This window comes from Pseudomonas sp. Irchel 3E19 (genome assembly GCF_900187585.1).
Taxonomy (GTDB): domain Bacteria; phylum Pseudomonadota; class Gammaproteobacteria; order Pseudomonadales; family Pseudomonadaceae; genus Aquipseudomonas; species Aquipseudomonas baetica.
Genome location: NZ_FYDT01000015.1, coordinates 13,439 through 39,764, shown reverse-complemented (window position 1 = coordinate 39,764; position 26,326 = coordinate 13,439). Strand labels below are relative to the sequence as shown.

The window sequence follows — 26,326 nt, the reverse complement described above, 5'->3', positions numbered from 1 at the left end:
CCGAATAAACCCTGTGGGAGCGGGCTTGCTCGCGAAGGCGTCAGGTCAGCCAACATCATGGTTGAATGACACACCGCCTTCGCGAGCAAGCCCGCTCCCACAGGAGATCTGCATTCCAGGCGGGGTTTTGTGTTGGCCGGGGAGCATCGTGCATACTGCCGCGCATGAATTTCGACTCCCCCCTAAGTGCCTGGCAGCACGCCATCGAGCACAACGGTTTCATCCAGGATGAGGCTCAGGAACACGCCGTCTGGGCGCTGCAAAAATGCCACGAAGCCTTGCACGCCGGTGCCCGTTCAGTCACCGGCGTGTACCTGTGGGGCCCGGTCGGGCGCGGCAAGACCTGGCTGATGGATCAGTTCTATCAGAGCCTGCGGGTGCCGGCACGGCGTCAGCACTTTCACCATTTCATGGGCTGGGTGCATCAGCGTTCGTTCCAGTTGACCGGGATCGCCGATCCGTTGCGTGCGCTGGCCAAAGAGCTGGCGGCCGAGGTGCGGGTGTTGTGCTTCGATGAGTTGTTCGTCAACGACATTGGCGATGCCATCATTCTCGGGCGCCTCTTTCAGGTGATGTTCGACGAAGGCGTGGTGGTGGTCTGCACCTCCAACCTGCCGCCGGACGATCTTTACGCCGACGGCTTCAATCGCGACCGCTTTGTGCCGGCGATTGCCGCGATCAAGGCCCACCTGCAGGTGGTGGCGGTGAACGGGGCCGAAGATCACCGTCTGCATCCGGGCATGGCTCTGCAGCGCTACTTTGTCGCCAGTGCCGAACAGGCCTGCGCGCTCGGTGAAGTGTTCGCGGCGCTGACGGCGGGGCAGCCGGTCAGTGCGCAGCCGGTGCCGGTGGGCCATCGGCTGTTGAAGGTGGTGCAGGCCAGTGAGTCAGTGCTGTGGTGTCGTTACGCTGATCTGTGTGAGCAACCGTTTGCCGCCATGGATTTCATCGCGCTGTGCGACACCTACCGGGCTATTCTGATGAGCGAGGTGCCCAACCTCAGCGCCAGGAAACGCGAAGGACGCATTGCCCGTGGCACCGAGGACGGCGCCGAACGGGTGGTGGCCGGTGATCGGGAACTGCCGCAGTTGTCGGTCCACGATGACGGTGTGCGGCGTTTCATAGCCCTGGTCGACGAGTGCTACGACCGCAAGGTGCCACTGTATATCGAGGCGCAAGTAGCGATGGACGCGTTGTACACCGAGGGTTATCTGGAATTCCCGTTCCGCCGCACCCTCAGCCGCTTGCAGGAGATGCAGTTACAGCGTTTTGCCCAAGACTGAGCGAAGAGGGCGCGAACATGATTCAACCGCTATCCCGCCACTTGTTAACCATGGCGTATCAGAACGCATGGGCCAATCACCGACTGGCCAAGGCCTGGACGCAACTCGACGGCGCCGAACTGGCAGCGCCGCGCGTGAGCTTTTTTCCGAGCCTCCGACGGACCCTCAACCACATCCTCACCTGCGACTGGTTCTACGTGGATGCGCTCGAGCGCGAGTTGCGCGGTGACGAGCCGCACCCTGACTGCTATGTGTTTTTCCACGCCGATGAGCCGTTCACCGAGGCTGCGCCGTTGCGCGAAGAACAGGCCCGCGTTGACCGGCGGTTGATTGCCTATTGCGAACACATGCACGATGCCGATCTCGGTCGAGTCGTGACCATCGCCCGCGAGACACCGCAACACGACAGCCGTCTGCGGCTACTCTCGCATCTGTTCGAGCACCAGCTTCATCATCGCGGGCAGGTGCACGCGATGCTCAGCGACACCCGGATAAAACCGCCGCAGCTGGACGAGTTTTTCTGCGTGGGCGAGGCGCAATTACGTGCCGGGGATTTCGCTGAACTGGGCTGGACCGAAGCGCTGATCTGGGGGCATTGAACAGCACAAGTTCGTGAAAGCCCGGACAGCAAACGTGCCCGGGCTCTCTATTACCCCGCTCAAATGCATATCAGCGGAGCGTGCGACTACTCAGGCAAACGCAGTTTATCCAGCAGTCGATTGGCCAACAGTTCGTTCAACATGATCACCTGTTGCAGCGCCAGCAGCGGTTTGCGCTCCGGGCCGCCCACCGAGTTGGCGATATTGCCGGCCATGGCATGGGCGTACGAAAGCGATTCGCAGGCCTCGACCAGCAGGGCTTCGTCATCCAGCGTGGGGTCGACGAGGAACACAGGGCGAAACCTGGGCGATGCTGGCGCAGTTGCCAGGTCTTCGGGCTTGAGGTAGTAGTCGAGGGCGCGGTCGGTTGCCTCTTTGACCTTTTGCGGGCTGAGCGCGGGGTCGTGGGGGATTGGATCGGTGTGTGGTGGGTTTGGTGTGATTTTGAACATAGGTGTAACTCCAGTTTCGAATATTAGGAGCCATCACCCTCGCTACCAAACGAGTGGGTGGTGGCCATACGTGGGTTGGTAGACCGGTCGAAACGGGAAACCCGGCGCTCACGAATGAGCCCCACGCATGACCACCATAAAAACTGAGCCCCAAAAAGGGACAGCATACGGTGACACGATACGGCGGTTTCGACGCGGGCTACCAAACCCCATCACTGTTTTACAGTGACAGGCAAACGATATAGCCCACCCCATAGCCGTGTAAGCCGGCGGATTCTGGCGTACGCGTAGGTAACGGCGCAAGACGTTGTAGGCTCTGTGGCGTAACGGGTTGTGTAATTTAAACGCGCTTGCAGAATTACGTTTACGGACAGAAAACTTGAAATTGCCACAATCCCCTGTGGGAGCGGGCTTGCTCGCGAAAGCGGTGGGGCAGTCACCCTAAATGCTGAATGATCCACCGCAAGCGCGATTAAATAAATGCGTCCCCTAATTCCACAATCACCTGCAAAAGCGATTAAATAAATGCTTTCACTTATTCCTCGCCTTATTCGTGCTCCCTTCTTTGAGCTTTCCTATTCGCCGGTAGCTAACACATTAAGAAGGTTTCCACTATAATTGCATGCAAACAAGCGCTTATAGTCTAGCGTGTAAACCATCCTGCTTGATCCCCTATAGCCTATCTCAAGATCTCCTTCTTCTTTTCCGGAGTGAAGGTTGATGCGTGTAGCCTTTGTGGTTATTTTGTTTGTGATTATCAGTCTGCCGGGAAGGGCGGCGACTAGGTATAGATCTGCGTTTGTGGAAGTGTAGCTGAGATTAAAACTTCGCATCAATTGAAAAGAGCTGGCCGACAACTCCTCAATCCTCGCATAAATGAGTCCGCCGGGGGCAGGCGGTCTAAACTCCGACACCAAAATATATAGGTATCTCCCATCAGAACTTAAAAGTGGCGCTGTGTATGCTATGTTGAAGGCTGGATAAGTTTTCGAATTGATAACCCTCCCTGTTTCTGAATTGAGCGCAGCTAAAACATAATTACTTGGATGTCTAGTGTGGCAATAAAGCTGTGTGCCTTCGTGATTGAATATAAGATAAACGCTGGGGGGCGGAGCTGGCAGAAAATCTTTAATGATTGTGTCTGTAGATGTGCTTATAATCTTAATCGATTCGCCTTGGCGATAAGTAGCTACTCGGCTTCCGTCCTCGCTTATGGCTAGAAAGGCGGGCACAGTGATTGAGATTCTTTTTATGATTTTTCGTGTAATGGTGGAAATAACAATGACGCCTTTGGCGTAATTGATAGCATATATCTTTTCGCCGTTTGGAGTTATCACCATTTGAGCGAAACGTTCAATGTCTTCCTTTTCAATAGAGCCGACTACGTGATTGGTTCGCGAGTCAATCACCTCAATTGTATTATCACACTCGACATATACCAGGCCGTCAACTGCTATAACAATGTTATATTGCGGACTACCCATATCGATATAACCCACAGGCCCCTCAGCCAAAACCTCCACCCGCGCCACAACATCACTAGCCCCTTTACTCTTTGCAACCAACTCATGCCCCCCCTCAGTCCCCGAGGCAATAATCCCCGTAACAGTTACAACCCCCTTGGCATCAGTAATGAAATCACGCTCACCACCACCCCCACCCGGAAACTGGAATCCCGATGCAAGGCGCAGAGTAACCACCACATTCGCCTGCGGCACGCCATCACGCGTTAGCAGCAAACCGACATCGAACGTTTTGCCAGCCAAAACCTCATACGGCCCATTGGTGAACACCAATGTTGCAGCCGGCAACGCCTCGCCAATCACCTGCGCCCGCGCAACCCTGGAACTCCCCACCGCATCACCATTGGCTCTGTGCACCTTGTAAGTCACCGTCACAGCGCCGTCAGCAATCACGTGCTCATTAGGCACTTCAACAACACACGGTTTTCTCTGTCCGAACTCGTCCGCCTCCACCGTGCCGGCAGGCGGCGTTACCACGACGTCAGGCTGGCCGGTAACTTTGCAGATATATGTCACGGAAATCAGGTCGCCCACCTGCCAACGTGCGTCACTGGTCAGCACAATGACCAACAGCGGATTGCCGGCCAGTTTCTCCAGGTCGATTGCTTGGTCATCTCCCGGATCGTTCAGGCGTTCGCGCAAAATCGGGCTGTCGAACGTCTCTGCTTCCAGATGAATGTCCAGCCGCTTCTCCGGGGATTTGCTGGGGTTGCCCAACTGGTCGGTGACAATGTATTCGATCACCGCACTCGGGTTATTGCCCGCTGCGAGAAACGTGTCGGTGAACAGCTTGTAAGTGATCGGTGCGTTGCCATCGGGGACATCGAAATCGACCTGGGTATCGCCTATCAGCAGTTCGATGCGGTCATATGGGCGCCGGTTGTTATAGAAGAACCTGAACTCCACGCCTTGCGCTGCGCGTTCGGCACTGACGCCTTCGTTGATCACGTCTGCGGGGATGACAAGATCCAGATTGTCCGGCGTACGCAGGTGATAGAGCACCAGCAGGTCACGGGAGTCTTCACTGGTGTTACCGCCGGCGCGGGTGACCTTGTAATGCAGGCGGTTGACGCCCTGCCTAAGGTAGCCGTGTGGTATGTACAGACGCTGACGCAGCGCTTCTTCGCCCGGCTTGACGGTCACACCGGTCACGGGGGTCGTGTTGTCGTTGATGTACAGATCCACGCGATCATCGACCGCCATGGTCCAGGATTGCAGTTGTAACTCAGGCCAGGGGTCGATCAGGCACTCCAGGCCTTGGAGCTGGCCGTCGTAAAGCACTTGGGGAATTCCACCGTGGGCGATGCCTGCCGGTTTCACCGGAGTGATCCAGCCTTGGATAATCACCGGGTAGAGCACGAACAATGCATTGAGTACGGAAGACTGGATATCCATCACTTGCTCCTGGAGGCGAGAAGCCCGAATGCGCTCGGGAAGTGGGCTAATCAAACATCAGGCGGGGCAAGCGGGCTACTGTCAAAGTTGACAGGTAGGAGCCATTTCCGGACGAGTGGTTAACTCGCTCAGTGGTGCAGAATATTTTGCGGACGCGTTGCGCTGGGAGGAGGGACGGCAAAGGATTGCGGCCTGCGGCGGGACTTGGACGTTGTACCGGGCTGGCGCCTGTTTGAATACCAAACCCTGTTGACATGGGCTTACCGCGAAAACCCAGCGCCCCCGGCAGGCGCTGCCGAAGGCTGCAATCTTTTGATCTTTTGCTTTTCGCACCGGGCTCGCGCTAAGGTCAACGGCGCCTTTCAGCAAGCACTTTGCGCGCCGGGGCGTTTGTGTGTTCGGGGATGGAAATGGATTCCGCAGAAATTCTTGTACTTCAAGCCAGTTACACCAACCCACTGCACGCCGAGGCCATCGGCGTCGTGCTCAATCACTATGCAGAAGATCCCATGGGCGGCGGTCAGCCGATCGACCCTGAGTTGCTGCGCCGGTTACCCGAAGAATTGGCGCGCCGACCCCACGCGTTCAGCGTGCTGGCCTTTGTCGGTGGCGAGCCGGCAGGCCTGGTGAATTGTTTTGAAGGGTTTTCCACGTTCGCCTGCAAGCCGTTGGTCAACGTCCACGATGTGGCGGTGATGGCCAGGTTTCGTGGCCTGGGCCTGAGCCAAAAGATGCTTCGCAAGGTCGAGGAAATCGCTCGCCAGCGTGGCTGCTGCAAGATCACCCTGGAGGTGCTGGAGGGTAACGCAGTGGCGCAAAACGCTTACAGCAAATTCGGTTTCACGCCGGGCATGTTCAACCCTGATCACGGGCGGATGCTGTTCTGGATCAAGCCACTGCAGGCATAAAAAAAGGCGCCCGAACCGGGCGCCCAACTGTCATCTCCAGGGCCAGAGCGGAGCCTGTGGAGGTCCATCGGTTGCTCTACAAAACCTACTCGCGATAGGCCTCGGTCACTTGCGCCGTCTGGTCGGCGGGAACGCGAATTTCTTTCGCCTTCGCCTCGCTTGCGTGTTCGCTTTGCGCGTGGTGAACCGGGAAGTTGTCGTAGTAATGACGCATGCGCTCAGCGCCGCCTTCGGCAAAGACACTGGCAGAGCCGAGCGTGAATAGACTGGCAAGGATTGCCGTAGTGATTTTCATGGTGCCTCCTACTGAACAAGTGGGAGCCGTTCGTCCATGAAGCAGATCTCGGAACAGACTGTGCCGGGCAGGCATTAACTCGGGGTTAACACGGTGAAAGTGGCAAGGGAGGAGCACGCCCTCACCACAAACGTTGATGGATGCCAGAACGGGTCAGAGCTTCCAGTCCAGGCTCAACGTCACCGTGCGCGGGTCACCCCAATACACACCGTTGTAAAAACCGGCGTTGTCGTAATATTTCTGGTCGAACAGATTGTCGACGTTCAGCGAGGCCGACACGTGTTTGTCGAACTCATAGCGCGACATCAGCTTGACCACGGCGTAAGCGTCCTGGCGAATCCGCGTTTTTTCGGTGATGAATTTGCCGTTGGCACCGCGGCCGACCGGACGATTGGAGTTGCCGTACATGTCGCTCTGCCAGTTGACCGCGCCGCCGACGGTCAAGGCCTGCCAGTTGCCCGGCAAGCGGTAGGCCGTCGACACACGGAGCATGTTCAATGGCTCAGTGGTATTGCTGCGTTGTTTTTCGCCGTTGGCCGCGTGGGTGTAGGTGTAGCCGGCGGTCATGTTCCAGCCGTTGAGGATTTCCCCGGAAACTTCGGCCTCGAAGCCGTTGACCTTGTTGCCCTTGCCGCCGGATTTGGAAAATTCCTCGCCGGTCACCGGATCCGGAGGTACGGAGTCGTCACGTTCGGCGACGTTGTCCTGTGTGCTCCAGAACAGCGCAGTGGTGAGGTTCAGGCGTTCTTCGAGCAGGCTACCCTTGAGCCCGAGTTCGTAGTTGCTGCCGACGACCGGATCGAGGTAATTGCGACTACTGTCGCGCGCGCTCTGCGGTTTGAAAATGTCGGTATAGCTGGCGTAAACCGTGTATTGAGGCGTGAGGTCGTAGAGCAGGCCGGCGTAGGGCGTCCAGATATTGTTCTGGCGCTGGTGGGTGGCGTCGACGCGGGTGAGTGTTTGCCGCGCATCGTAGTAGTAATCGGTGCTGGATTCGTCCCAACTGCCATAGCGGCTGCCGAGTACGGCATGCAGCTCATCGGTCAGGCTCAATCGAGTGGCGATGTAGCCGGCCTTCTGGCGGGTGATGCCCCGCGAGCCGGGGAGGCTGGTGACGGTGTCGGCGAATTTGGCGATGTCGCTCATGTATTTCCAGTCACGGATGTTGTCGTAACCGGCGGCTTGCGGATTGTCAAAGGCGTGGGGCGAGTTCGAGCGGCTTTCAGCCTCGCCATAGCCGAACATCATTTCGTGCTCGCGCCCCAACAGCGCGTACGGGCCTGAGACGTTGACGTCGTACACCTTCATTTTCTGCGTACCGAGCATGTGCCCCCTGTACGCGGACATGCCACTGCGATCCGCCTCGGGGAAACCCCCGCCGCCGTAGTAGACCTTGCCATCGATATCGCTGTCGCGGTGGGTATAGGCAGCCTTCAACTTCCAGCCACCGCCCAGTTGCTGATCAAGGGTCGCGAACGCGGTTTTATCTTTGAGTGGCCACGAACTCCACGGCGTCGCCATGTTCGTTGAGCGGCCCAGGCCGGCCTTGCCGCCGTCAGCGTTCCAGTACGGTACGGTGCCCCAGGACGTGCCCTGAACCTGCTTGTCCTGATAGTCGTAACCCACCGCGAGCACGGTAGAGTCGCTCAGATCGGCTTCGAGAATGCCGTAACCGACCTCGCGTTGCAGGGCATATTTGTCCCGGAACGACTGGCTGTCGCGATAGGCCAGCACTGTGCGCCCGCGCAGGCGCCCGTCGAAAGCCAGCGGGCCGCCGACATCGACGTAGCTGTAGTAATCGTCATAGCTGCCGCCACTGACCCCGGCCAAGGCCTGCAACTGTGCGGTGGGGCGTTTGCGCACCATGTTGATGGTCGCCGATGGGTCACCGGCGCCGGTGGTCAGGCCCGTGGCGCCGCGTACCACTTCGATACGGTCATAGATGATGGTGTCCGCATCGGACTTCATCCGCCCGAACGTATTGAGCATTCCGTCAATCTGGAAATTGTTGATGGAGTAACCGCGCGCCGAATAGCTGACCCGATCGGAGTCGTTGTGCTGCACCACGATGCCGGTGGTCTGACTCATGGCCTCGGACAATGTACCGAGTTTGAAATCATCCATTTGCTGGCGGGTGACCACGGATACCGATTGCGGGGTTTCCTTGATCGACAGATTCATCCGCGTCGCTGTGCTCATGGCGCCGGTGGTGTAGGCCGCAGAGTTTTCGGTGGCGGTACCCAAACCCTGCGCGGAAATGTTGGTGGCGGCCAGTTCCAGCGCAGTGGCGGGGGGCTCAGCCGGTTTTTCAGGATCGGTTTCGGCGAGCAGATCGCTGCTCACGGCCATGCTGTACAAGCCGAGGGTGAGTGTCATGGAACGGGTGATAGGCGCGAACATCGCAGCCGACTCCTTGTCTTCGAGGGAAAAATCCATTGCTTCAAAGACGAGGCGGCGCGCTGCGATTTAGTAACAAACGAGAAATATTTTTATTTGAGGGGGTCTACGGGCAGCGTCTGCCGGTAAACAGCGAGCAGTAAAAAGGGACCAATCGTTGGCCCCTTGCGTTATTAATGTTGTGCGACCTCTGCGGGGTCCGTTTTTTTCGGCTTCATCAAACTGAAGTCGATGAGCGCTCGTTGCTCACGTTCATAGGGGTTGCCGATCATCAGCGGACGCGCTATGAAACGGTCGCTGACCAGGCTCTTGCTGCGATCGAGCTCATCGAAACTCAACCCTGCCATGTCTGCCCACGTGTGGATCAGGTGCGAGCTGCTGTAAGGCCGTCCCAGGTCAGCGGCGAAATTCCAGTCGTGGTTTTCTTTCCACTTCGGCGACGCCCAGGCCATGAACGGAATCGTGTACATCGGCGCGGTCGGCTTGTTCTCGTTACGGCCCAGGGTCTTGTGGCCGACCGAGTCGAACACGTCTTCGCCGTGGTCGGAGAGGTACAGCAAGAAACCGTTCGGGTCGGATTTGGCGTAGTCCTTGATCAGGCTGGAAACCACGAAGTCGTTGTACAGCACCGCATTGTCGTAGCTGTTGTAAGTGGGTACCTGATCATCGCGCACACCGGCCGGCACGCCGCTACGATCCTGGAACTTGTCGAAGCTCGGCGGATAGCGGTACTGGTAGCTCATATGGGTGCCGAGCAGGTGCACAACGATCAACTTGCGTTGGGCCGGATCGGTCAACGCCTTGTTGAAGGGCTCGATCACATCGCCATCGTACTGGGCGGCATTCTGGTTGCGGTTGTTGTTCAGATACACCTGCTCGTCGGCCTGTTCGGAGAAGGTCGTGAGCATGGTGTTGCGCTTGGTCATGGTCTGCTGGTTGGTGATCCAGAAGGTTTTGTAACCGGCCTGTTTCATCATGCTGACCAGCGATGGCGTGGACAGGTACAGGTCCGGATTTTCCTCATCGGCGAAGGTCAACACTTGCTGCAACGCTTCGATGGTGTACGGGCGCGGGGTGATGACATTGTCGAAGACCGACAGTTGATCCTTGAGCTTGTCCAGTTCAGGCGTGGTCTTGCGCGGGTAACCGTAGAGGCTCATGCGCTGGCGGTTGGTCGATTCGCCGATGACCAGCACCAGGGTCGCCGGCTGATTGGCCGAAGCGTCGGTGAGGTTTTTCAGCGGCGCGATCTTGCTGGCGCTATCGAGCATGCCCTGCATGTCCGCCAGGGTTTCCAGATAACGGTGATAGGCCACGGCCATCTGCCACGGCACGGCCGGCTCGATACGGGTTTCGAACTTTTCAAAGCCCTGGGCGAAGCTGCCGGTGCGCATCGTCTGCTTGACCAATGGATAGCCGATCACCGCGACCAGAATCGCCATCGCCGCCACGAAGGCGCGGCCACGGGGCAGGTACACCGGGCGCAGACGCGTCCACAGGAAATAGGCGAACAGGGTGTGTGCGAGGAACGCCGGCACCATCCACCAGGCAAAGTACTGGGTCATGTACTCGCCGGCTTCAGACACGTTCGACTCGAACATGATGAAGATCACGCTCTGGGAAAATTCTTGCTGATAGATGAAGAAATAACCCAGGCTCGCCATCGAGCAGGCCCACAACACCACACCGATCAAGGCGGCGAGCAGTCTGGTGCGCTGGGGAAACAGCAGCATCGGCGCCAGCCAGATGGCACTCATCACGAACGCCTGACGAAAGCCCGTGAAGCCGGAGGTACCGGTCAACTGGATCAGCAGTTGGGTAATGCCCGAGAAGTACCAGAAAAAGACAAACAGCCAGAGAAACCCGGCCCAGTCGAAACCTGTCGCAGACTTGTTGCTGCGTTTGAACATCGCCATCAAGCGCTCCAGCCTTTGAGAGTGTTGCTGCCGGTGCACGGGGGTACACCAGCGACTTTCGGCCACACCATCAGGTAGCGGGCAGCCACAATGACGCAAGTATCCGTAATTTATTGTGAAAAGTTTGTGAGTTACCACTGCGCGTGGGTGGGCGTGCGGTACAGGAGTACCGCATGGCTGGCGAGGCAATCAGGTTTCATCGCTCCATTGAGCAGGCCTGACGCACTGTCACCTGTGACTGACTCCAAAGGATATGGACATGACCCGACTTGACCCGGCGCCGCCCCTGTTGCAAGTAAATGAAGTGCTGGCTGATGCCGTCGCCCGGGAGTTTGCCGACCGGCCTATCGTGATCACGGCAGCCCTCATGCAATTCAGCGCCGCGCTCAAACAGCGCTATCCGCAACTGGACATTGATGTGCTGGTCACGACCCTCAATGTGCCTCGTTGGGAGGACAACGAGCGCGTAGCGACCGACGATACAACTGCGACCGCTCGTTCCAGTGCGCCACTGTTTGAAATCATGATTCACAGCATTACCGGCAAAGCCACGCTGGCATTCACCAGCGAACATTTTCTCAGTGATGCGAACGGGCGTCGCCTGAACATCGACATTCGTGAGGTCGAAAGCCTGTTAAGAGCGCTGCCTGGGGCGATGAGCGCGGCCTTACAGCAAGCGCTGACGGATTTCTGGAATGAACCTCTGGCCACCGGTACCACGCGCTGGCAGTGGCTGGCGGACATCTGCAAGGCGGCGCTCCTGCTCAAGCTGGGTCCGCAGGACACCAGCAGCCATCTCGACGCGGAGCAATGCCACACGCTGCGACAGATTACCCATTGTCCGCAGAAGGCCCTGCGTTTGCAGACCTACGGCAGCGGTTGTGCTGAAGCATTCTTGCTGCAATACAGTGCGGGGACGGGTGGCGCAGTCCGGACCGGCGCAGAGATCCTGGTGACCCGGACCGTTAATGGCCGCAAGATCGTACTGGCGTTTGACCCCGCCGGTGACATTGCCTGCTTCGACTCGCTGCAGGCATTTGCCGACCAGCGATGCTCGATGCTCGGGTCAGCCTCGTATGAGCAACAAATGCAGCCGTGGACGATTGATACGGATGTCTTCGTCACTCTGGCCCAAGCCATCCTCGACGCGCAGCTTGGGCAATTGGCCGAATCAGGCGAGACAGCCGGACAGGATCTGGCCAGGCTGGAAGCAAGCTACGCCGCGATCACTGATACGTCGAGATGCTTTCGCTCGCACCGAACGACTCCTTACGCGCAGCCGTTGTTCAATACCGTGCTCGACAATCCGCCCGATTGGATGTCCCGGGCCACGACTCAGGACGTGCTTGAGTGCAGTCGATATTTGCTGGAACTGGCGGCGTTGCAGTTGGTTGCGGACGGCCGCAGCTATGACGACGGTATCGAAACAGCTGCGGTGTTCGCCCGAAACGCGCTGGTCAAAGGCATGTCTGATTTCAGTCCGAGCGTAGACCCTGACAACCTGTTGATCACCCATACGCGCTATGAGGCCGATGCTTATGGTTCACCCACCGGTACTGCGATCGTCGAGACCGATACGTTGACTCGCCGGGCATTGAAAAACCTTGCCGGCTTGCTGCCGGGCAAAACCGAGTTGCACAACCGCGACGGCAGCCCGTTACCCGCCTGGGTGACCGCAGACACCTTGCGCAGGCTGGTGACACAAGCCGATATCGGCGCGCAATACACTCAACTGATCAAGCAAAAGTTGATAGATGACCTGTCACAGAAAGCCTGGCGCGAACAGCGCTTCGCCCAGTTGATGCGTGTGCAACTGCCGCTGCTGGCGCTTGAATGCAAAATCACCGGCGAGGGCGGGCTGACCGAAGCGGGCTATCGACAGGTCGCCGCGTTGATGCAGCCGGACATCGCCGCACGGAAACTGGACGCGCAAGTCATCGTCATCAGGGCTCTGTCCTTTGTGCTGGTCGAGGTCGAGCGGAGCGATGAGGTGGCTAACATGTTCGTGATTGGCCCCCGCGACGCTGAGAGTGGGCCGCATGTGCTGTATCGCCCGCTTTATACACCGTCGCTGATGCAGTTCGACTCTTTGACCGCGTTGCTGGCGGCGATCCGCAGCGATGTGGCGCTGGAGCACAGCATGCTCGACTGGCTGCACCCCGAGGCGCGAAAAATCTATGCGCACGGCGGCTTTACTGAACCTCATTTAGCCAGGCTGTCGATCGATATCGACTTTCCCACCCTGCGTACGCCAGCCGCGCCGGTACTCAGTGAAGAGCCCCTTAGTGGTGATCCGTTGAGCGAACTCTACCAGGCCAATGCGAAACTACTGCTGCAGAGTGCGGATGAGCAAACGATCTCCAATAGCGAGTACCGTTGGTCAACCCTGCTGGGCTTGGGCGAGCGGGTGTTCGATTCCTTGCTGGGCGCGGTGATGCCCTATGTGCGCGGGCCCGCGGCGGCGGCAGGCTGGCTGCTGCTTCTGGAGCGTGAGGCACTACAGTCTCTGCATGCCTTGGCGCTGGGCGACGCGTTACCGGCGCGACAGTTTTTGTTTGATGTATTGATTCAACTGGTATTGGTATTGCTCAGCCATCGCCATCCCGTGAGGGCGGTAGCGCACGATGTACCCGCCACCTCTGTCGTTCGCCCGAACGGGCCAGCAGGCCGGTTGCTTGCGACGACGGCCACCACGCAGAAGATGCCGGGTTCGACGCTCGATTTTTCGCTTGCGCCACCCAGAGATACCCTCGCTACGCTGCAGCGCTATTTGCTGGCTCATCCCGAAGGTCTTGGCTCGCGCATCGAAGCACCACCGTTGCCGGGCATCCATGTCGTAGACGGCCGTTGGTATGCGCAGGTACCGGGGCGTATTGCCGGTTGGGGCTGGGCGCGGGTGGCGCCGGCCGAAGGACAGAATGTGCTGATGCTCAATCCGGCTGGGGCGCCCATCCCCTGGCTGGAGCTGCGCAACAATGGCACGGGGCTGTGGGACACTGCCGCGGAATTTCGCGTGCGTCATGGTGGTCGTGTGTCGAGCCAATTGAAAGACTATGTCTTCGGCGATCCACAGCTCATCGCTGAACGTGCAGCCAGAGAAGCCAGGCTTGTGCGCTTGAAAGAACAGCGGATGGAACTGGATAAGCAAATCCTCCATGCCGAGGAGATCGGCAATGCTGCGCTGTTGGATTTCTATAAAGAGTCGATGACGTATAAAGCGTTACAGGAGAACGTCAGTCAAAGTCAGGGCAAGGAACTGAAGCAATATCAGCGAGACCTGGCCTCGTCGCAGCAGAAACTGCGCATTTTTAATCAGACAAAGCTCAAGGCCGGTGCGTCGTATGTGGAATTGCAGCTCAAGTGCATTGCGCAACTCGACAGACTTGGCCCGGTGTTCGACGCTGATGAACACTACCTGCGCGAAGCGAAGTTCTCCTGCATTGAGGAAAAACTGGTGCGCTACAACATGGTTGAAACCGCATTGGAGAGCCTGTCGAGCATCGATCCGGAATTGGGTTTTGAAAACCGTCAGGTCTTTGCGCAGGTTTATGATGATCCGCTTGTTGCCGATACCACGCCTTATAATGCGCTGCTCGAAGCGCGCAAACGCATTCTCAGGCACTACCCGCGCAGAGTTGAAGTCAGCCAGATGGTCGAGGCGACTGCCGCGGAACTGGCGCAACTGGACCAGCAGTTTTTTCATGGGCGACGTGCTGTCGTGCACCTTGAAGGGATAAAAAAGCGTCGACTGAACACCGAAGGACTGAAGGTGTTCGAGCTGATGTCAATTCAGGGCGCCCTGACCGGCGATCCAGCGCTCGAGCCGAGCATGGTCGAAGCCGCCGGTATGGCGGGGTTGCGCGCGATTCCGCTGGGGCGAGTGACCTCGCACCTGCTGGAGCTCGATACCACTTTCGGTTTCACGGCGAATGAGCGGGTGCTTCTGCTCAAGGATGCAATCAATCACTACCGCAACGCCGAAGCGTTTGCGCATTATCTTGAACCCACCGATGGCGCGAAGTCGTTTGTGCCGCAGGAGTTTGTCAGCAAGCTGCAGGAGCGCCTGACAGCCTACCGGCTCAAGGCCGAGGAAGAGCTTTCCAGGGCAGCCCATGGGCTGGAGGCCGGTGTTGCGGAGGTTGAACCGGGTGTCAAGCAGACCAAACGCAGACGGAGCCAGAAGCGCCGGGTGATTGAAACCCCGGATGGCGTACTGATGGGGGAATCGAGTGATGAGGCTGATGATCCGGATGATGCCGTCATCGCCACTGACATCTACACGGGCCGGCAAACGACTTATTACCGTCACGATGAAGCGGAGCCTGTTTACCAGGCTCGACGGGATGAGTCGCCTGAGGTTCCGAAAACCAGGCCGACGCCGGGACTGAGTAAACTACTCAAGGACGCCGTCGCGTTGCTCGGCGGTGTTGAGGAGCTTAAGGTGCGTGTGAGTCAGACTGGCAATCGTTCACTGGAGCCCAAGAGTCAGGAAGATACGCTGGTTTACCAGGCGCGCAAACTCGATCAGACCGCTGCAGCGCTGAGCCTCAGGCTTGATGAGTACGCGGCGGAACAGCTAACCCGGGCTGCCGACCTCAAGCGCCAATTGGTGTTGGCCGCTCAGGCTCTGCGGGAGGAGGGCGTCCGTCTGCGCATCGCGGGGGCTCGCCGTCTACCGCCGACGGTGGGCAACCTTGAATACCTGCTGCAAAAAAACGAGGTGCGTATCGGCAACTGGAACTGGGCTGACAAGACCAGCGCTACCCATGGGCCTGAGTATTTGCTGGAATTTGAGGTACTGGATGAAAAAGCGCTGGTGCACCGCGAACATGCGGTGCTGTGGTTTGCCCACTTCCACTGCAAGACGAAAAAAGCAGGGAGTGTGAGAAAAGGCCACCTGAAAGCGGCCAAGCTACGGTTCAAGACTTATGCAGACCAGTTACGCGAGGCGCAAAGCAGCCAGGTGCAAGCGATAGAGAGCGCGAATATTCAGAAAAGCGTGGCGGCAAGGCTGTTTTTCAAATATTTGCCGCCAGCGGAACAATAAAACCAATGAAGCCGTTCGCGGGGCGGTTGCAGACCGCCTTCGATCAGTTATGCAGCGTGCGCAACACCGGCGCCGGCACGCAATCCTGCATGGCTTGAATCTGTTGCAGGCGCTCTTGAAGGTGAGCAACCTCACGCAACAATTGTTCGCGTTCTTCGCGCAGTTGGCGCAATTCGTCGCGACGAACGGTAACGTACAAAGTTTGTGGGGGACGTGCGGTTACAACGTTGTCCATTGCTCACCTCGCAAATGGCATGCATCAACTGTGATTTTGCCGCTCGTTTGCGAGAGGCAGAACACTATCGGCATCAATTTTGGTTTCTTTTGCCTGTGAATGGAACTTTTTTATTTTTCATGGTCGGTGTGTCTTCGGCACGTTTCGAGGCGTTATCTGTCTGGATCGGGCACAATGCCCGGAAACTTCACCCCAGCGCTCTGGACTAACCTCCATTAGTCGCGTTGGGCTATAACCTTTGACACACATTTATTTGTAGTAAGGAGCATCAGCACATGCAACTCGGGATTATTGGACTGGGCCGCATGGGCGGCAATATTGCACGGCGTCTGATGCTCAACGGTCACTCCACCGTTGTTTACGACCGCAATACTGCCTTTGTCGACACCCTGGCCGCCGAGGGCGCTACTGGCGTTGCCGATTTGCCGGCACTGGTCGCAGGCCTGGCCAAGCCGCGTGCGGTTTGGGTCATGCTGCCGGCCGGTGCGCCGACCGAAGACACCATCGAAACCCTGAGCCACCTGCTTGAAGCCGGCGACACCATTATCGACGGCGGCAACACCAACTATAAGGATGACATTCGCCGGGCCAAAACCCTGTCCGAGAAGGGCCTGCACTACATCGACGTCGGTACCTCCGGCGGCGTCTGGGGCCTGGAGCGCGGCTATTGCATGATGATCGGCGGCGACGCCGAAACCGTGACCCGTCTTGATCCGCTGTTTGCGGCGCTGGCGCCGGGCATGGGCGACATTCCGCGCACCAAGGATCGCAAGTCCGATGATCACCGCGCCGAACATGGTTACATCCACGCAGGTCCCGCCGGTGCCGGGCACTTCGTCAAGATGATCCACAACGGCATCGAGTACGGCATGATGGCCGCGTTCGCCGAAGGTTTTGACATCCTCAAGACCAAGTCCAGCGAGCGCCTGCCGGAAGATCAGCGTTTTGATCTGAATGTGGCTGACATCGCCGAAGTCTGGCGTCGTGGCAGCGTGGTTTCTTCCTGGCTGCTCGACCTGACCGCCGATGCACTGGCCAGCGACCCGAAACTTGACGGTTTCTCCGGTTCGGTTGCCGACAGCGGTGAAGGTCAATGGACCATCGAAGCCGCCATGGAGCAAGCGGTGCCGGTACCGGTGCTGTCCAACTCGCTGTTCTCGCGCTACCGCTCACGTGGCCAGGGTACCTTTGGCGACAAGATTCTTTCGGCCCAGCGCTTCGGCTTCGGCGGCCATGTGGAGACAGCGAAGAAATGACCCATACGATCCGCAGAAAATCCAAGGCAGACCCCGCACCACCGACCACGCTGTTCCTGTTCGGTGCCCACGGCGACCTGGTCAAGCGCTTGCTGATGCCAGCGCTGTACAACCTCAGTCGCGACGGTTTGCTTGACGAGAATCTGCGGATCGTCGGCGTTGACCATAACGCCATTACCGATGAAGCCTTCGCGCAAAAGCTCGAAGACTTCATCCGTACCGAAGTGGCGGCGAAGGTCGGCAAGGGCGATCAGATGCTTGATCCGGCCTTGTGGGCCAAGCTTGCCAAAGGCATCAGCTACGTTCAGGGCGATTTCCTGGACGACAGCACTTATTCTGCGCTGGCGGCGAAAATCGCCGACAGCGGCACTGGCAATGCGGTGTTCTACCTGGCCACCGCGCCGCGCTTCTTCAGCGAAGTGGTGCGCCGACTGGGCGCTGCCCAATTGCTTGAAGAAACGCCCGAAGCGTTCAGAAGGGTGGTGATCGAGAAGCCGTTCGGCTCCGATCTGCAAACCGCCGAAGCACTGAACGCCTGTTTGCTCAAGGTGATGTCCGAGAAGCAGATCTATCGGATCGACCATTACCTGGGCAAGGAAACCGTGCAGAACATTCTGGTCAGCCGGTTCTCCAACAGCCTGTTCGAAGCGTTCTGGAACAACCATTACATCGACCACGTGCAAATCACCGCCGCCGAAACCGTCGGCGTCGAAACCCGTGGCAGTTTTTACGAACACACCGGCGCACTGCGTGACATGGTGCCCAATCACCTGTTCCAGTTGCTGGCCATGGTCGCCATGGAGCCGCCAGCCGCGTTCGGCGCTGATGCGGTGCGCGGCGAAAAAGCGAAAGTGGTTGGCGCGATCCGTCCATGGACGGTGGAAGAGGCGCGGGCCAACTCGGTACGCGGCCAATACAGCGCTGGTGAAGTCGGCGGTAAAGCGCTGGCCGGTTATCGCGAAGAGGCCAACGTCTCGCCCGACAGCAACACCGAAACCTACGTCGCGCTGAAAGTGATGATCGACAACTGGCGCTGGGTCGGCGTGCCGTTCTACCTGCGCACCGGTAAACGCATGAGCGTGCGTGATACCGAAATCGTCATCTGCTTCAAACCGGCGCCATACGCGCAATTTCGCGATACCGAAGTCGACGAGTTGCAGCCAACGTATCTGCGCATCCAGATCCAGCCCAACGAAGGCATGTGGTTTGACCTGTTGGCCAAGCGGCCGGGGCCGGCGCTGAACATGGCCAACATCGAGCTGGGGTTTGCCTACAAGGACTTCTTCGAGATGCAGCCGTCGACCGGTTACGAAACGCTGATCTACGACTGCCTGACCGGCGATCAGACGCTGTTCCAGCGTGCCGACAACATCGAGAACGGCTGGCGCGCCGTGCAGCCGTTCCTCGACGCCTGGCAACAGGACGCGAGCGTGCAAACGTACGCGGCTGGTGAAGACGGCCCGCAGGCTGCCGAAGACTTGCTGACTCGCGATGGTCGCGTCTGGCACGGTCTGGGATGAGCCAGCCGATCCGTTTTCTTCTGAGCGACATGGACGGCACGCTGTTGCTGCCCGACCACACACTGAGCCAACGCACAGTCGCCGCTGTGCGCTCTTTGCGCGAGGCAGGCGTGTTGTTCAGCCTCGCCACCGGGCGCCCGCCGAAAGCCATGTTGCAGCAGATCGAAGCCTTGGGCGTCGATCTGCCGACGGCGGCGTTCAATGGCGGCACCATCGTCAATCCGGACGGCAGCCTGCTGGCGGCGCACTACTTGCCGGCGACCACTGCACTGATTGCCTTGGCGACGTTCGCGGATCAACCGGACGTCGAAGTCTGGGTGTTCAGCGGCGGCGATTGGCTGGTCAAGGACGCCAACGGCCCGATGGTACCGCGCGAGCAGCACGGCCTCGGCTATCCGCCAGTGGTGGTCGAGAGCTTTGAACCGTATCTGGAGCGCATCGACAAGATCGTCGCCACCAGCAACAACACCGGGTTTCTGATCGAGCTGGAGGCGCGCCTGTTGCCCAAGGTCAACGGCATGGCGCAAGTCTCGCGCTCACAGCCGGTGTATCTGGACGTGACGGCGCTGGAAGCCAACAAGGGCACCGCGCTAGCAACCATTGCTGCGCATCTTGGCATCCCTCTGGAGCAGACCGCGGCGATTGGCGATGGCGGCAACGATCCGGCAATGTTCCATTGCGCGGGCTTGTCGATTGCCATGGGGCAGGCGGAGGAGGCGGTACGGCGTCAGGCGGATGTCGTCACTGCGCCGAACACCGAAGATGGCGTGGCCCAGGCAATCGAGCAGTACATCCTCCCTCGCTGACCCAATCGGAAAACCCAATGTGGGAGCGAGCCTGCTCGCGAAAGCGGTGTGTCATTCAACGAATCCGTTGTCTGTCACTCCCTCTTCGCGAGCAGGCTCGCTCCCACAGGTTTGTTCAGTGCTTGTTAGAGCCAGTAGCTGACGGCGTACCAGCCCAACAGCCCCATCACAATCGTGTACGGCAACGCCATCCACACCATCCGCCCATAAGACAATCGCACCAGCGGCGCAACCGCCGAGGTCAGCAGAAACAGAAAAGCGGCCTGCCCGTTCGGCGTCGCCACACTCGGCAAATTGGTACCGGTGTTGATCGCAATGGCCAGCGTCTCGAAGTGCTCGCGGCTCATGTGCCCGGCCAGAAATGCCTGTTTCACTTCGGTGATGTAAATGGTCGCGACAAACACGTTGTCACTGATCGCCGACAGCAGGCCATTGGCAATAAACAGCATGCCCGGTTGTTGATCCATTGGCAGCGCCAGCACCCATTCAATCAGCGGCACAAACAGCTGTTGATCGTGAATCACCGCCACCACGGCAAAGAACACCACCAGCAAAGCGGTAAACGGCATGGCGTCCTTGAACGCGCTGCCCAGACGATGCTCGTCGGTGATCCCGGTAAACGCGGTGATCAACACGATCACCATCAAACCGATCAGGCCAACTTCAGCGACGTGAAAGGCCAGGCAGCCGATCAGGATCAGCGCCGCAGCGCCTTGTACCAGCAGCGCCGCACGTTGGCGCGAGGTGCGCTCGGCGTTGTCTTCAGCCGCGTAGTTGGTCAGGACGGCACGAACGTTGTCCGGTAGCAGCGTGCCGTAACCGAACCAGCGCAGTTTCTCCAGCAATACGCAGGTCACCAGACCGGCCGCCAGTACCGGCAAGGATACGGGCGCGACTTTCAGGAAGAATTCGGCGAAATGCCAGCCCATTTCATGGCCGATCAGCAAGTTCTGCGGCTCGCCCACCAGTGTGCAGACACCACCGAGCGCCGTGCCGACTGCACCGTGCATCAGCAGGCTGCGCAGGAACGCGCGAAACTGATTCAGATCATCGTGATGTAGCGTTGGCAGGTGCTGGTCATCGCTGAATTCGCTGTCCTGACGTGGATCGTTGCCCGAGGCCACCCGGTGGTACACCGAGTAAAACCCCACCGCCGCGCTGATGATCACGGCGGTGACCGTCAAGGCATCGAGAAACGCCGAAAGAAACGCGCAGAGAAAGCAGAACATCAGCGCCAGTGCCGCTTTCGAGCGCACGCCCAGCAACAGCCGCGAGAACAGAAACAGCAGCAGGTCTTTCATGAAGTAGATGCCAGCCACCATGAACATCAGCAGCAGGATCACCGGAAAGTTGTGCACCAGTTCGTCGTAGAGCGCCTGTGGCGTGGTCATCTTCAGCAGCAGGGCTTCGATCAGCAATAGGCCGCCGGGCATCAGCGGGTAGCACTTTAGAGCCATGGCCAAGGTGAAGATGAACTCGATCACCAACAGCCAGCCAGCCGCGACAGGGCCGACGGTGAACAGCACCACGGCATTGAGGATCAGAAATCCGACGATGGTCGCCTTATACCAGCGTGGCGAGTGCCCGAGAAAATTGTGCGCGAACGCCTGGGCCATTGAAGCGGACATCGCTTGCTCCTTGTTTTAAAGAAGCGCGCAAGTTGCCGGATGTGTCAGCCAAGTTCAAGGCTTAACTGCGTGAATACAGCCCTTTATCGCAGCCTTCGGCAGCTTCTACACGAAGCGAGTTGTTACAGGTTGGTGTAGCGCGCAACCATCGCCCGGTAATTTCCATCCAGCGAGTAGCCTCCGACCAGAATCGCCCCCTCTGCTTGCACCGCCAGTGAATTGGCGGTATCGAGGCTTCGTCCCAAGCGCGTGCGCAACCAGCCCCGGCTTTGGCCGAAGCTCGGGTCCAGGCTGCCATCGAGCCGATAGCGGGCGACGATGAAATCCGCCTCAATCCCGCCAATGGTCGCGCCGACGGCGATGATCCGACCGTCCGCCATGCGCTGCGCGGCGCTCCACTGACAGCCACTGGGGCCGATATCCAGCAACTGCGGCCGGCCGCCATTGCAATGTAAATCCGGGCGGCCATTGCCGTGCAGGCTGAAGGACAGACAGCGGATCGGGTCACGGCTGCTGCCAAAGCAGTGCAGCGTGTCGTCGGACTCAATGATCTGACTGACCAGAGCGCTGTTGCCCTGAGCCTTGAATGCCATAAAGCCGTCCACTGCAAAGCGTTCATCGAGTCGCCCATCGGGCAGATAACGCGCCAGCAGACCTTCCTGGGGAAAATCGATGGAGCCGCCCACCAGAATTCGCCCATCCTCCTGCAACAGCAGGCTGCCGAGCCAGGTGTTAAGCAACAAATGACGGATCATCACAAAGCCGCGACCGTTGAAGGTTTCATCCAGGTGGCCGTCGGGTTTGAGGCGAATCAGCATGCCGGCATGGTCGGCGAGTTCGAAATGATGATTGGCGATCAGCAGAATGTGCCCGTCATCCTGCACCGCAAAATCGCAGGCCTCTGCGCCCGGCACTCCAGGCGGTAGCCAGCTGTCGCGGGTGCCCATGGACAAGTCGCCCGGCAGGCGCACCACTTGGTAACCCTTGTCTCCAAAGGATTGATCCGGCCGGCCGTGCGCATCGAACAGGGCGAGGGCGGGCAGGGTGCGACGGCTGTTTTCATAATGCAGGCCGGCCAGCAGGATTCGTCCATCGGGCAGCGCCTGGACTTTGCCGGCCATGGCTTCGAAGCCTTTGGCAAACGTGTCGATCACGCTGCCCTGAACACCAAAAGACAGATCGGCGGAGCCATCGGCGAGCAATCGGGCAAGGCCGAAACGGCTGCCCTCGGCAACGCCGACTTTGGCCGCGACCAGAATCCGCCCTTGGGCATCGAGCGCCAGATCCTGGGTCAGGCTGCACTCGCTGTCGGCAAAGTACACCTGAGCGACGCCCCTGACGGCGAAGGTCGGGTCGAGTTGACCGGCATTATTGAACAACGACGGCAGCGCATAAGTGTTCTGGTTGGACATGCACGCATCTCCTTGCGAGTGACCAAAGCCGAATACCGGTCGGGTAACTGCATGAGCGGAACATTCAAAACCTGAACAGGGAGAAGTACAACTGTAAGAAATAACAGGTGGAGGGTCGCACTGTGCCAGAACAGTGTCTTTTTGAACCAGTCGCAAGCGTGCCAAGCAATTACACAAGAATGCGCGGTTGAAAGTTGTACAGAAGCATGGCGAATTAAAAAGCAAGAACAACTAAGGCGAGAAGGGCGGATGACTGAAAAGTCATCCGCATCGCCCGGTTATCAGTGTGGCATTGACCACGATTGCAGCGTGTAACCTTCATCGCTCAGTTCGGCGCGGGCTTGCTGCAAAAGTTGCTCAAGCTGTGCCGGGTCGGAATAAGCACTGCTTGGAATTTGTTTACGACCGATGTGGGAGTTGGTGCGGTCGATAACGGTCAGGCTCAGTTCGCCATTGCCGTCTTGTGGTGCCCAGGCCACGCACTGGAAAGGTTTGAACGCGTGGTTGGCAATCAAAAGAGCTTCGTTGATACGGAGCGGGGCGGTCATGGGGTCTTCTCTCTGTAGTGCCCAATCAAATGATCTGCCGTCGGTTGGGCTTACCGTTCGGCTGGTTACTTGTACTGATGCACGCAACCGGGGAGCAGGTCACACACGAAACAAAGAAATTTCAACTTTCTTTCAGTTGTCGAGTTACACGAGCGATGTTGAAAGCCTGGTGAAAGCTTTTAACGAGGGGCGTAAGTCGATAGCTGACTAACAACTGCGCTACTTATAACGAGTTTGCTTGTACACCTATAAGCAATCGATACAAGGCCCTGTCAAAATCTTGCTAATGTTACAGCCAGGTCTGCCAAATGACTGTTTTTACAACCTTTTCATAAAATTTGGCGCCAAGGAACAGTCATGATCGAAGCGCCTGCGTTACGACGTTTACTGGTGGTCGACCCTTGTGACGACTGCCATCGCTTATTACCGGGTTTGCGCGCGGTAGGCTGGGATGTCGACAGTTGTACGCTGGAAAATGCTGCCGATCGCAGCTGCGATGTCGGCCTTTTGCGTTTACAGCCTTTTCACCTCGAACGCCCCGAAGCGGTCAAGGAGCTGATAAGCCGCAGTGGTACCGAATGGATCGCGGTGCTCAATCAGGAAGTCCTGCGTTTACAAAACGTCGGTGACTTTGTCTGTGAATGGTTTTTCGATTTTCATACCTTGCCATTCGACGTGTCGCGGGTGCAGGTCACCCTTGGCCGTGCGTTCGGCATGGCGCGCCTGCGCGGGCAGGGCACGATCCACGTGGATCAACCCGAACACGAACTGCTGGGCGACAGCAAACCGATTCGCGAACTGCGCAAATTGCTCAGTAAACTGGCGCCCACCGAATCGCCGGTGCTGATCCGTGGCGAAAGCGGTACCGGCAAAGAACTGGTCGCGCGTACGCTGCATCGTCAGTCCCAGCGCCACAGCAAACCGTTTGTGGCGATCAACTGCGGGGCGATTCCCGAGCATCTGATTCAGTCCGAGCTGTTTGGTCATGAAAAAGGCGCGTTTACCGGCGCCCATCAGCGCAAGGTCGGGCGTATTGAGGCGGCCAACGGTGGCACCTTGTTCCTCGATGAAATCGGTGATCTGCCACTGGAGCTACAAGCCAATCTGCTGCGCTTTCTCCAGGAAAAACACATTGAGCGGGTCGGTGGCAGTCAGCCAATCCCGGTGGATGTTCGCGTGTTGGCGGCGACCCACGTCGACCTCGAAGCGGCTATCGAGAACAAGCGCTTTCGCGAAGACCTGTATTACCGCCTCAACGTCCTGCAAGTCGTCACCGCGCCATTGCGCGAACGTCACGGTGATTTGTCGATGCTGGCCAACCATTTTTCCCATTTCTACAGCCACGAAACCGGGCGCCGGCCGCGCAGCTTCAGTGAAGATGCACTGATTGCCATGGGCAAGCATGACTGGCCGGGCAACGTGCGTGAACTGGCCAACCGCGTGCGCCGTGGCTTGGTTCTGGCCGAAGGCCGGCAGATCGAGGCGCGGGATCTGGGGCTGATCAGCCAGCACTCGATCGCCACACCCATGGGCACGCTGGAAGACTACAAGACCCGCGCCGAGCGCCAGGCACTGTGCGACGTGTTGAATCGGCACAGTGACAACCTCAGCGTTGCTGCCAAGGTGCTTGGTGTGTCACGACCAACGTTCTATCGCTTGTTGCACAAGCATCAGATTCGTTAAAACCGAAGATCAAAAGAGCGCAGCCTGCGACAGCTCCTACAGGGTCTACCTGTGTAGGCGCTGTCGCAGGCTGCGCTCTTTGCTTTAGAAGTAATACGGGAATTTCAGGCTGAAGGAAAAGTCCGGGGCGTCATCGGTCAAACCGATGGACAGGTTGGGCACGATGGTCAGGTTGTCGGTGGCCGCAATGGTCATGCCGACGTTGAAGTAACCGGCGTTGGCGTCACTGGACACCACCGATTGCCAATCACCGCCATCCTGTTTCAGCTTGCTCTTGCGCTGCACCAGGTCAGACATCGAGAACGACATACTCATTTTCTCGTTCAACGCGAAAGCGACACCGGCACCAATCTGGAAGCTGTCGCCGATCTTCACCTTGCCCGGGTTTTTCTGGTTGACGGTGGAGCTGATGTCGTCGAACGACTCTTCAAGGTTGTGGGTGTAGGACAGACTGCCGAACAGCACCGCCGGGTCGAACGTCTTGACCAGCGAGATGCCGGGCGTGACCGACCAGACGCCGTTGCCGGTGGGCAGGGTGTCAGGTACGAACAGGTTGCTGTTGGCATCGGTCTGGCGCAGTTTGATGCCGAACGGGTCCTTGCCGGTTGGCGCCTTGACGCGCAAGGTCACCACGGCGTCCGGGGTGTTGACCGACTCGTCGAGGAATTTGTAAGCGATGCCGAAGTTAACGTCACCGATGGTTGGATCGCGGTCGACGTCCTGCTCGGTGGTGACGTTGGAGGCACCGCCATTGCCGCCGCCGGATTGATAGGTCGAACTGCGATAGACCACCGGCACGTTCAGGTCGAACTGCCAGCGGTTGTCGAAGTTGTAGCGACCGGTCAGATCCAGCGTCCAGGTATCGGCCTTGATCCGGTCCAGGTTGATATTGCCGAGGAAGATCGAGTCCAGCGCGAGAAACCCGTTGAGAATCAACTGACGGGTGTCGTAGCGCGAATAAGTGATGCCGGTTTCAACGCTGAACTTGCCGCCACCGAAGAAGCCACTGGCCTCGTCATACAGGTTGGAGACACTTTGCGCCGGTTGCGAATCGTCGGCCAGCGATTGGCCGTAGGAAGCGCCACTGCCCCCAGCAGCGCCCCCGGACGCGGCTGCGGCTCCGGTACCGGCGGCCACCCTCTGGTTGCCTTTCATGTCGGACGGCGATTTGGCCAGACGTTTTGGGGGCGGGGCGACGGGTTGATCTTCGACCTGGCGAACTCGCTGCTCAAGTACCGCCAGGGCTTTTTGTTGTACTTCGTATCGTTGCTTAAGCTCCAGAAGTTCCTGTTTCAGAGCTTCTACATCGGCGTTCGGTGCCGCTTGCAGCATCGCCGCCGGTAGAAGAGTGCTCAGACATACAGCGGCACGCAGTGATACTGATCGATACATGAATAAGCCGTCCCTTTAAGCCCAATGATCG

Annotated in this window: 18 protein-coding genes; 8 read left to right on the top strand and 10 right to left on the bottom strand. The window is 58.4% G+C overall.

What is annotated here, in order from left to right; genetic code table 11:
• Nucleotides 1–164 precede the first annotated feature (164 nt).
• A complete protein-coding gene (gene zapE, locus CKW18_RS12070) occupies nucleotides 165–1,283 on the top strand; it encodes a cell division protein ZapE (protein WP_095189005.1) in 1,119 nt (372 codons plus the stop codon).
• A 17-nt stretch (nucleotides 1,284–1,300) separates the two neighbouring features.
• Complete coding sequence (locus CKW18_RS12065) at nucleotides 1,301–1,882, top strand: DinB family protein (protein WP_095189004.1); 582 nt, start codon at nucleotides 1,301–1,303, stop codon at nucleotides 1,880–1,882.
• An 86-nt stretch (nucleotides 1,883–1,968) separates the two neighbouring features.
• Here the strand turns inward: CKW18_RS12065 and CKW18_RS12060 are convergent, their stop codons facing one another.
• Together CKW18_RS12060 and CKW18_RS30555 are read right to left on the bottom strand one after the other, a co-directional pair.
• Entirely contained in the window at nucleotides 1,969–2,334 is a 366-nt protein-coding gene (locus tag CKW18_RS12060; protein WP_095189003.1) for a DUF6124 family protein, read from the bottom strand.
• 575 nt (nucleotides 2,335–2,909) lie between these two features.
• Nucleotides 2,910–5,252, bottom strand: a complete 2,343-nt coding sequence (locus CKW18_RS30555; protein ID WP_170947240.1) for a hypothetical protein — start codon at nucleotides 5,250–5,252, stop codon at nucleotides 2,910–2,912.
• 410 nt (nucleotides 5,253–5,662) lie between these two features.
• Here CKW18_RS30555 and CKW18_RS12050 point away from each other — a divergent pair, with 410 nt between their 5' ends.
• The gene (locus tag CKW18_RS12050) at nucleotides 5,663–6,160 is read left to right on the top strand and encodes a GNAT family N-acetyltransferase (RefSeq protein ID WP_095189002.1); all 498 of its coding nucleotides are present in this window, start codon (nucleotides 5,663–5,665) and stop codon (nucleotides 6,158–6,160) included.
• An 85-nt stretch (nucleotides 6,161–6,245) separates the two neighbouring features.
• Here the strand turns inward: CKW18_RS12050 and CKW18_RS12045 are convergent, their stop codons facing one another.
• The 3 genes from CKW18_RS12045 to CKW18_RS12035 all read right to left on the bottom strand — a co-directional run bounded on the left by CKW18_RS12045 (nucleotide 6,246) and on the right by CKW18_RS12035 (nucleotide 10,768).
• Complete coding sequence (locus CKW18_RS12045) at nucleotides 6,246–6,455, bottom strand: hypothetical protein (RefSeq protein ID WP_095189001.1); 210 nt, start codon at nucleotides 6,453–6,455, stop codon at nucleotides 6,246–6,248.
• 153 nt (nucleotides 6,456–6,608) lie between these two features.
• A complete protein-coding gene (locus CKW18_RS12040; protein WP_095189000.1) occupies nucleotides 6,609–8,855 on the bottom strand; it encodes a TonB-dependent siderophore receptor in 2,247 nt (748 codons plus the stop codon).
• Between the two features lie 170 nt (nucleotides 8,856–9,025).
• Nucleotides 9,026–10,768 (bottom strand): phosphoethanolamine transferase CptA, encoded by a 1,743-nt coding sequence (locus tag CKW18_RS12035; RefSeq protein WP_095188999.1) that lies wholly within the window; start codon nucleotides 10,766–10,768, stop codon nucleotides 9,026–9,028.
• Between the two features lie 259 nt (nucleotides 10,769–11,027).
• Between CKW18_RS12035 and CKW18_RS12030 the strand changes: the two genes are divergently transcribed.
• Entirely contained in the window at nucleotides 11,028–15,815 is a 4,788-nt protein-coding gene (locus tag CKW18_RS12030; protein ID WP_095188998.1) for a dermonecrotic toxin domain-containing protein, read from the top strand.
• Between the two features lie 43 nt (nucleotides 15,816–15,858).
• Here the strand turns inward: CKW18_RS12030 and CKW18_RS12025 are convergent, their stop codons facing one another.
• Nucleotides 15,859–16,050, bottom strand: a complete 192-nt coding sequence (locus CKW18_RS12025; RefSeq protein ID WP_095188997.1) for a DUF6026 family protein — start codon at nucleotides 16,048–16,050, stop codon at nucleotides 15,859–15,861.
• Nucleotides 16,051–16,325: 275 nt separating this feature from the next.
• Here CKW18_RS12025 and gnd point away from each other — a divergent pair, with 275 nt between their 5' ends.
• Genes gnd through CKW18_RS12010 form a run of 3 tightly spaced genes read left to right on the top strand, consistent with a single transcriptional unit; the run spans nucleotide 16,326 to nucleotide 19,632 of the window.
• Nucleotides 16,326–17,306, top strand: a complete 981-nt coding sequence (gene gnd, locus CKW18_RS12020; RefSeq protein WP_095188996.1) for a phosphogluconate dehydrogenase (NAD(+)-dependent, decarboxylating) — start codon at nucleotides 16,326–16,328, stop codon at nucleotides 17,304–17,306.
• Nucleotides 17,303–18,826, top strand: a complete 1,524-nt coding sequence (gene zwf, locus CKW18_RS12015; RefSeq protein WP_095188995.1) for a glucose-6-phosphate dehydrogenase — start codon at nucleotides 17,303–17,305, stop codon at nucleotides 18,824–18,826. The genes gnd and zwf overlap by 4 nt, the downstream gene beginning before the upstream one ends.
• Nucleotides 18,823–19,632, top strand: coding sequence for an HAD family hydrolase (locus CKW18_RS12010; RefSeq protein ID WP_095188994.1), 810 nt, complete (start codon nucleotides 18,823–18,825; stop codon nucleotides 19,630–19,632). The genes zwf and CKW18_RS12010 overlap by 4 nt, the downstream gene beginning before the upstream one ends.
• Before the next feature lie 125 nt (nucleotides 19,633–19,757).
• On the opposite strand, the gene nhaB is transcribed toward CKW18_RS12010, so the two are convergent.
• The 3 genes from nhaB to CKW18_RS11995 form a co-directional block, all read right to left on the bottom strand.
• Nucleotides 19,758–21,260, bottom strand: coding sequence for a sodium/proton antiporter NhaB (gene nhaB, locus CKW18_RS12005; protein ID WP_095188993.1), 1,503 nt, complete (start codon nucleotides 21,258–21,260; stop codon nucleotides 19,758–19,760).
• Between the two features lie 122 nt (nucleotides 21,261–21,382).
• Nucleotides 21,383–22,672, bottom strand: coding sequence for a delta-60 repeat domain-containing protein (locus CKW18_RS12000; protein WP_095188992.1), 1,290 nt, complete (start codon nucleotides 22,670–22,672; stop codon nucleotides 21,383–21,385).
• 281 nt (nucleotides 22,673–22,953) lie between these two features.
• Nucleotides 22,954–23,220: a hypothetical protein gene (locus CKW18_RS11995; protein ID WP_095188991.1), complete on the bottom strand. Its 267-nt coding sequence runs from the start codon at nucleotides 23,218–23,220 to the stop codon at nucleotides 22,954–22,956.
• Nucleotides 23,221–23,577: 357 nt separating this feature from the next.
• On the opposite strand from CKW18_RS11995, the gene CKW18_RS11990 reads away from it, so the two are divergent.
• Entirely contained in the window at nucleotides 23,578–24,903 is a 1,326-nt protein-coding gene (locus CKW18_RS11990) for a sigma-54 dependent transcriptional regulator (RefSeq protein ID WP_095188990.1), read from the top strand.
• An 84-nt stretch (nucleotides 24,904–24,987) separates the two neighbouring features.
• Here the strand turns inward: CKW18_RS11990 and CKW18_RS11985 are convergent, their stop codons facing one another.
• Nucleotides 24,988–26,295 (bottom strand): transporter, encoded by a 1,308-nt coding sequence (locus CKW18_RS11985; RefSeq protein ID WP_095188989.1) that lies wholly within the window; start codon nucleotides 26,293–26,295, stop codon nucleotides 24,988–24,990.
• Nucleotides 26,296–26,326: the final 31 nt, after the last annotated feature.

What these genes read in the sequence shown, in the direction of transcription:
- zapE (WP_095189005.1), top strand. Translation starts at nt 165, where the DNA reads ATGAATTTCGACTCCCCCCTAAGTGCCTGGCAGCACGCCATCGAGCAC.
- CKW18_RS12065 (WP_095189004.1), top strand. Translation starts at nt 1,301, where the DNA reads ATGATTCAACCGCTATCCCGCCACTTGTTAACCATGGCGTATCAGAAC.
- CKW18_RS12060 (WP_095189003.1), bottom strand. Translation starts at nt 2,334, where the DNA reads ATGTTCAAAATCACACCAAACCCACCACACACCGATCCAATCCCCCAC.
- CKW18_RS30555 (WP_170947240.1), bottom strand. Translation starts at nt 5,252, where the DNA reads ATGGATATCCAGTCTTCCGTACTCAATGCATTGTTCGTGCTCTACCCG.
- CKW18_RS12050 (WP_095189002.1), top strand. Translation starts at nt 5,663, where the DNA reads ATGGATTCCGCAGAAATTCTTGTACTTCAAGCCAGTTACACCAACCCA.
- CKW18_RS12045 (WP_095189001.1), bottom strand. Translation starts at nt 6,455, where the DNA reads ATGAAAATCACTACGGCAATCCTTGCCAGTCTATTCACGCTCGGCTCT.
- CKW18_RS12040 (WP_095189000.1), bottom strand. Translation starts at nt 8,855, where the DNA reads ATGTTCGCGCCTATCACCCGTTCCATGACACTCACCCTCGGCTTGTAC.
- CKW18_RS12035 (WP_095188999.1), bottom strand. Translation starts at nt 10,768, where the DNA reads ATGGCGATGTTCAAACGCAGCAACAAGTCTGCGACAGGTTTCGACTGG.
- CKW18_RS12030 (WP_095188998.1), top strand. Translation starts at nt 11,028, where the DNA reads ATGACCCGACTTGACCCGGCGCCGCCCCTGTTGCAAGTAAATGAAGTG.
- CKW18_RS12025 (WP_095188997.1), bottom strand. Translation starts at nt 16,050, where the DNA reads ATGGACAACGTTGTAACCGCACGTCCCCCACAAACTTTGTACGTTACC.
- gnd (WP_095188996.1), top strand. Translation starts at nt 16,326, where the DNA reads ATGCAACTCGGGATTATTGGACTGGGCCGCATGGGCGGCAATATTGCA.
- zwf (WP_095188995.1), top strand. Translation starts at nt 17,303, where the DNA reads ATGACCCATACGATCCGCAGAAAATCCAAGGCAGACCCCGCACCACCG.
- CKW18_RS12010 (WP_095188994.1), top strand. Translation starts at nt 18,823, where the DNA reads ATGAGCCAGCCGATCCGTTTTCTTCTGAGCGACATGGACGGCACGCTG.
- nhaB (WP_095188993.1), bottom strand. Translation starts at nt 21,260, where the DNA reads ATGTCCGCTTCAATGGCCCAGGCGTTCGCGCACAATTTTCTCGGGCAC.
- CKW18_RS12000 (WP_095188992.1), bottom strand. Translation starts at nt 22,672, where the DNA reads ATGTCCAACCAGAACACTTATGCGCTGCCGTCGTTGTTCAATAATGCC.
- CKW18_RS11995 (WP_095188991.1), bottom strand. Translation starts at nt 23,220, where the DNA reads ATGACCGCCCCGCTCCGTATCAACGAAGCTCTTTTGATTGCCAACCAC.
- CKW18_RS11990 (WP_095188990.1), top strand. Translation starts at nt 23,578, where the DNA reads ATGATCGAAGCGCCTGCGTTACGACGTTTACTGGTGGTCGACCCTTGT.
- CKW18_RS11985 (WP_095188989.1), bottom strand. Translation starts at nt 26,295, where the DNA reads ATGTATCGATCAGTATCACTGCGTGCCGCTGTATGTCTGAGCACTCTT.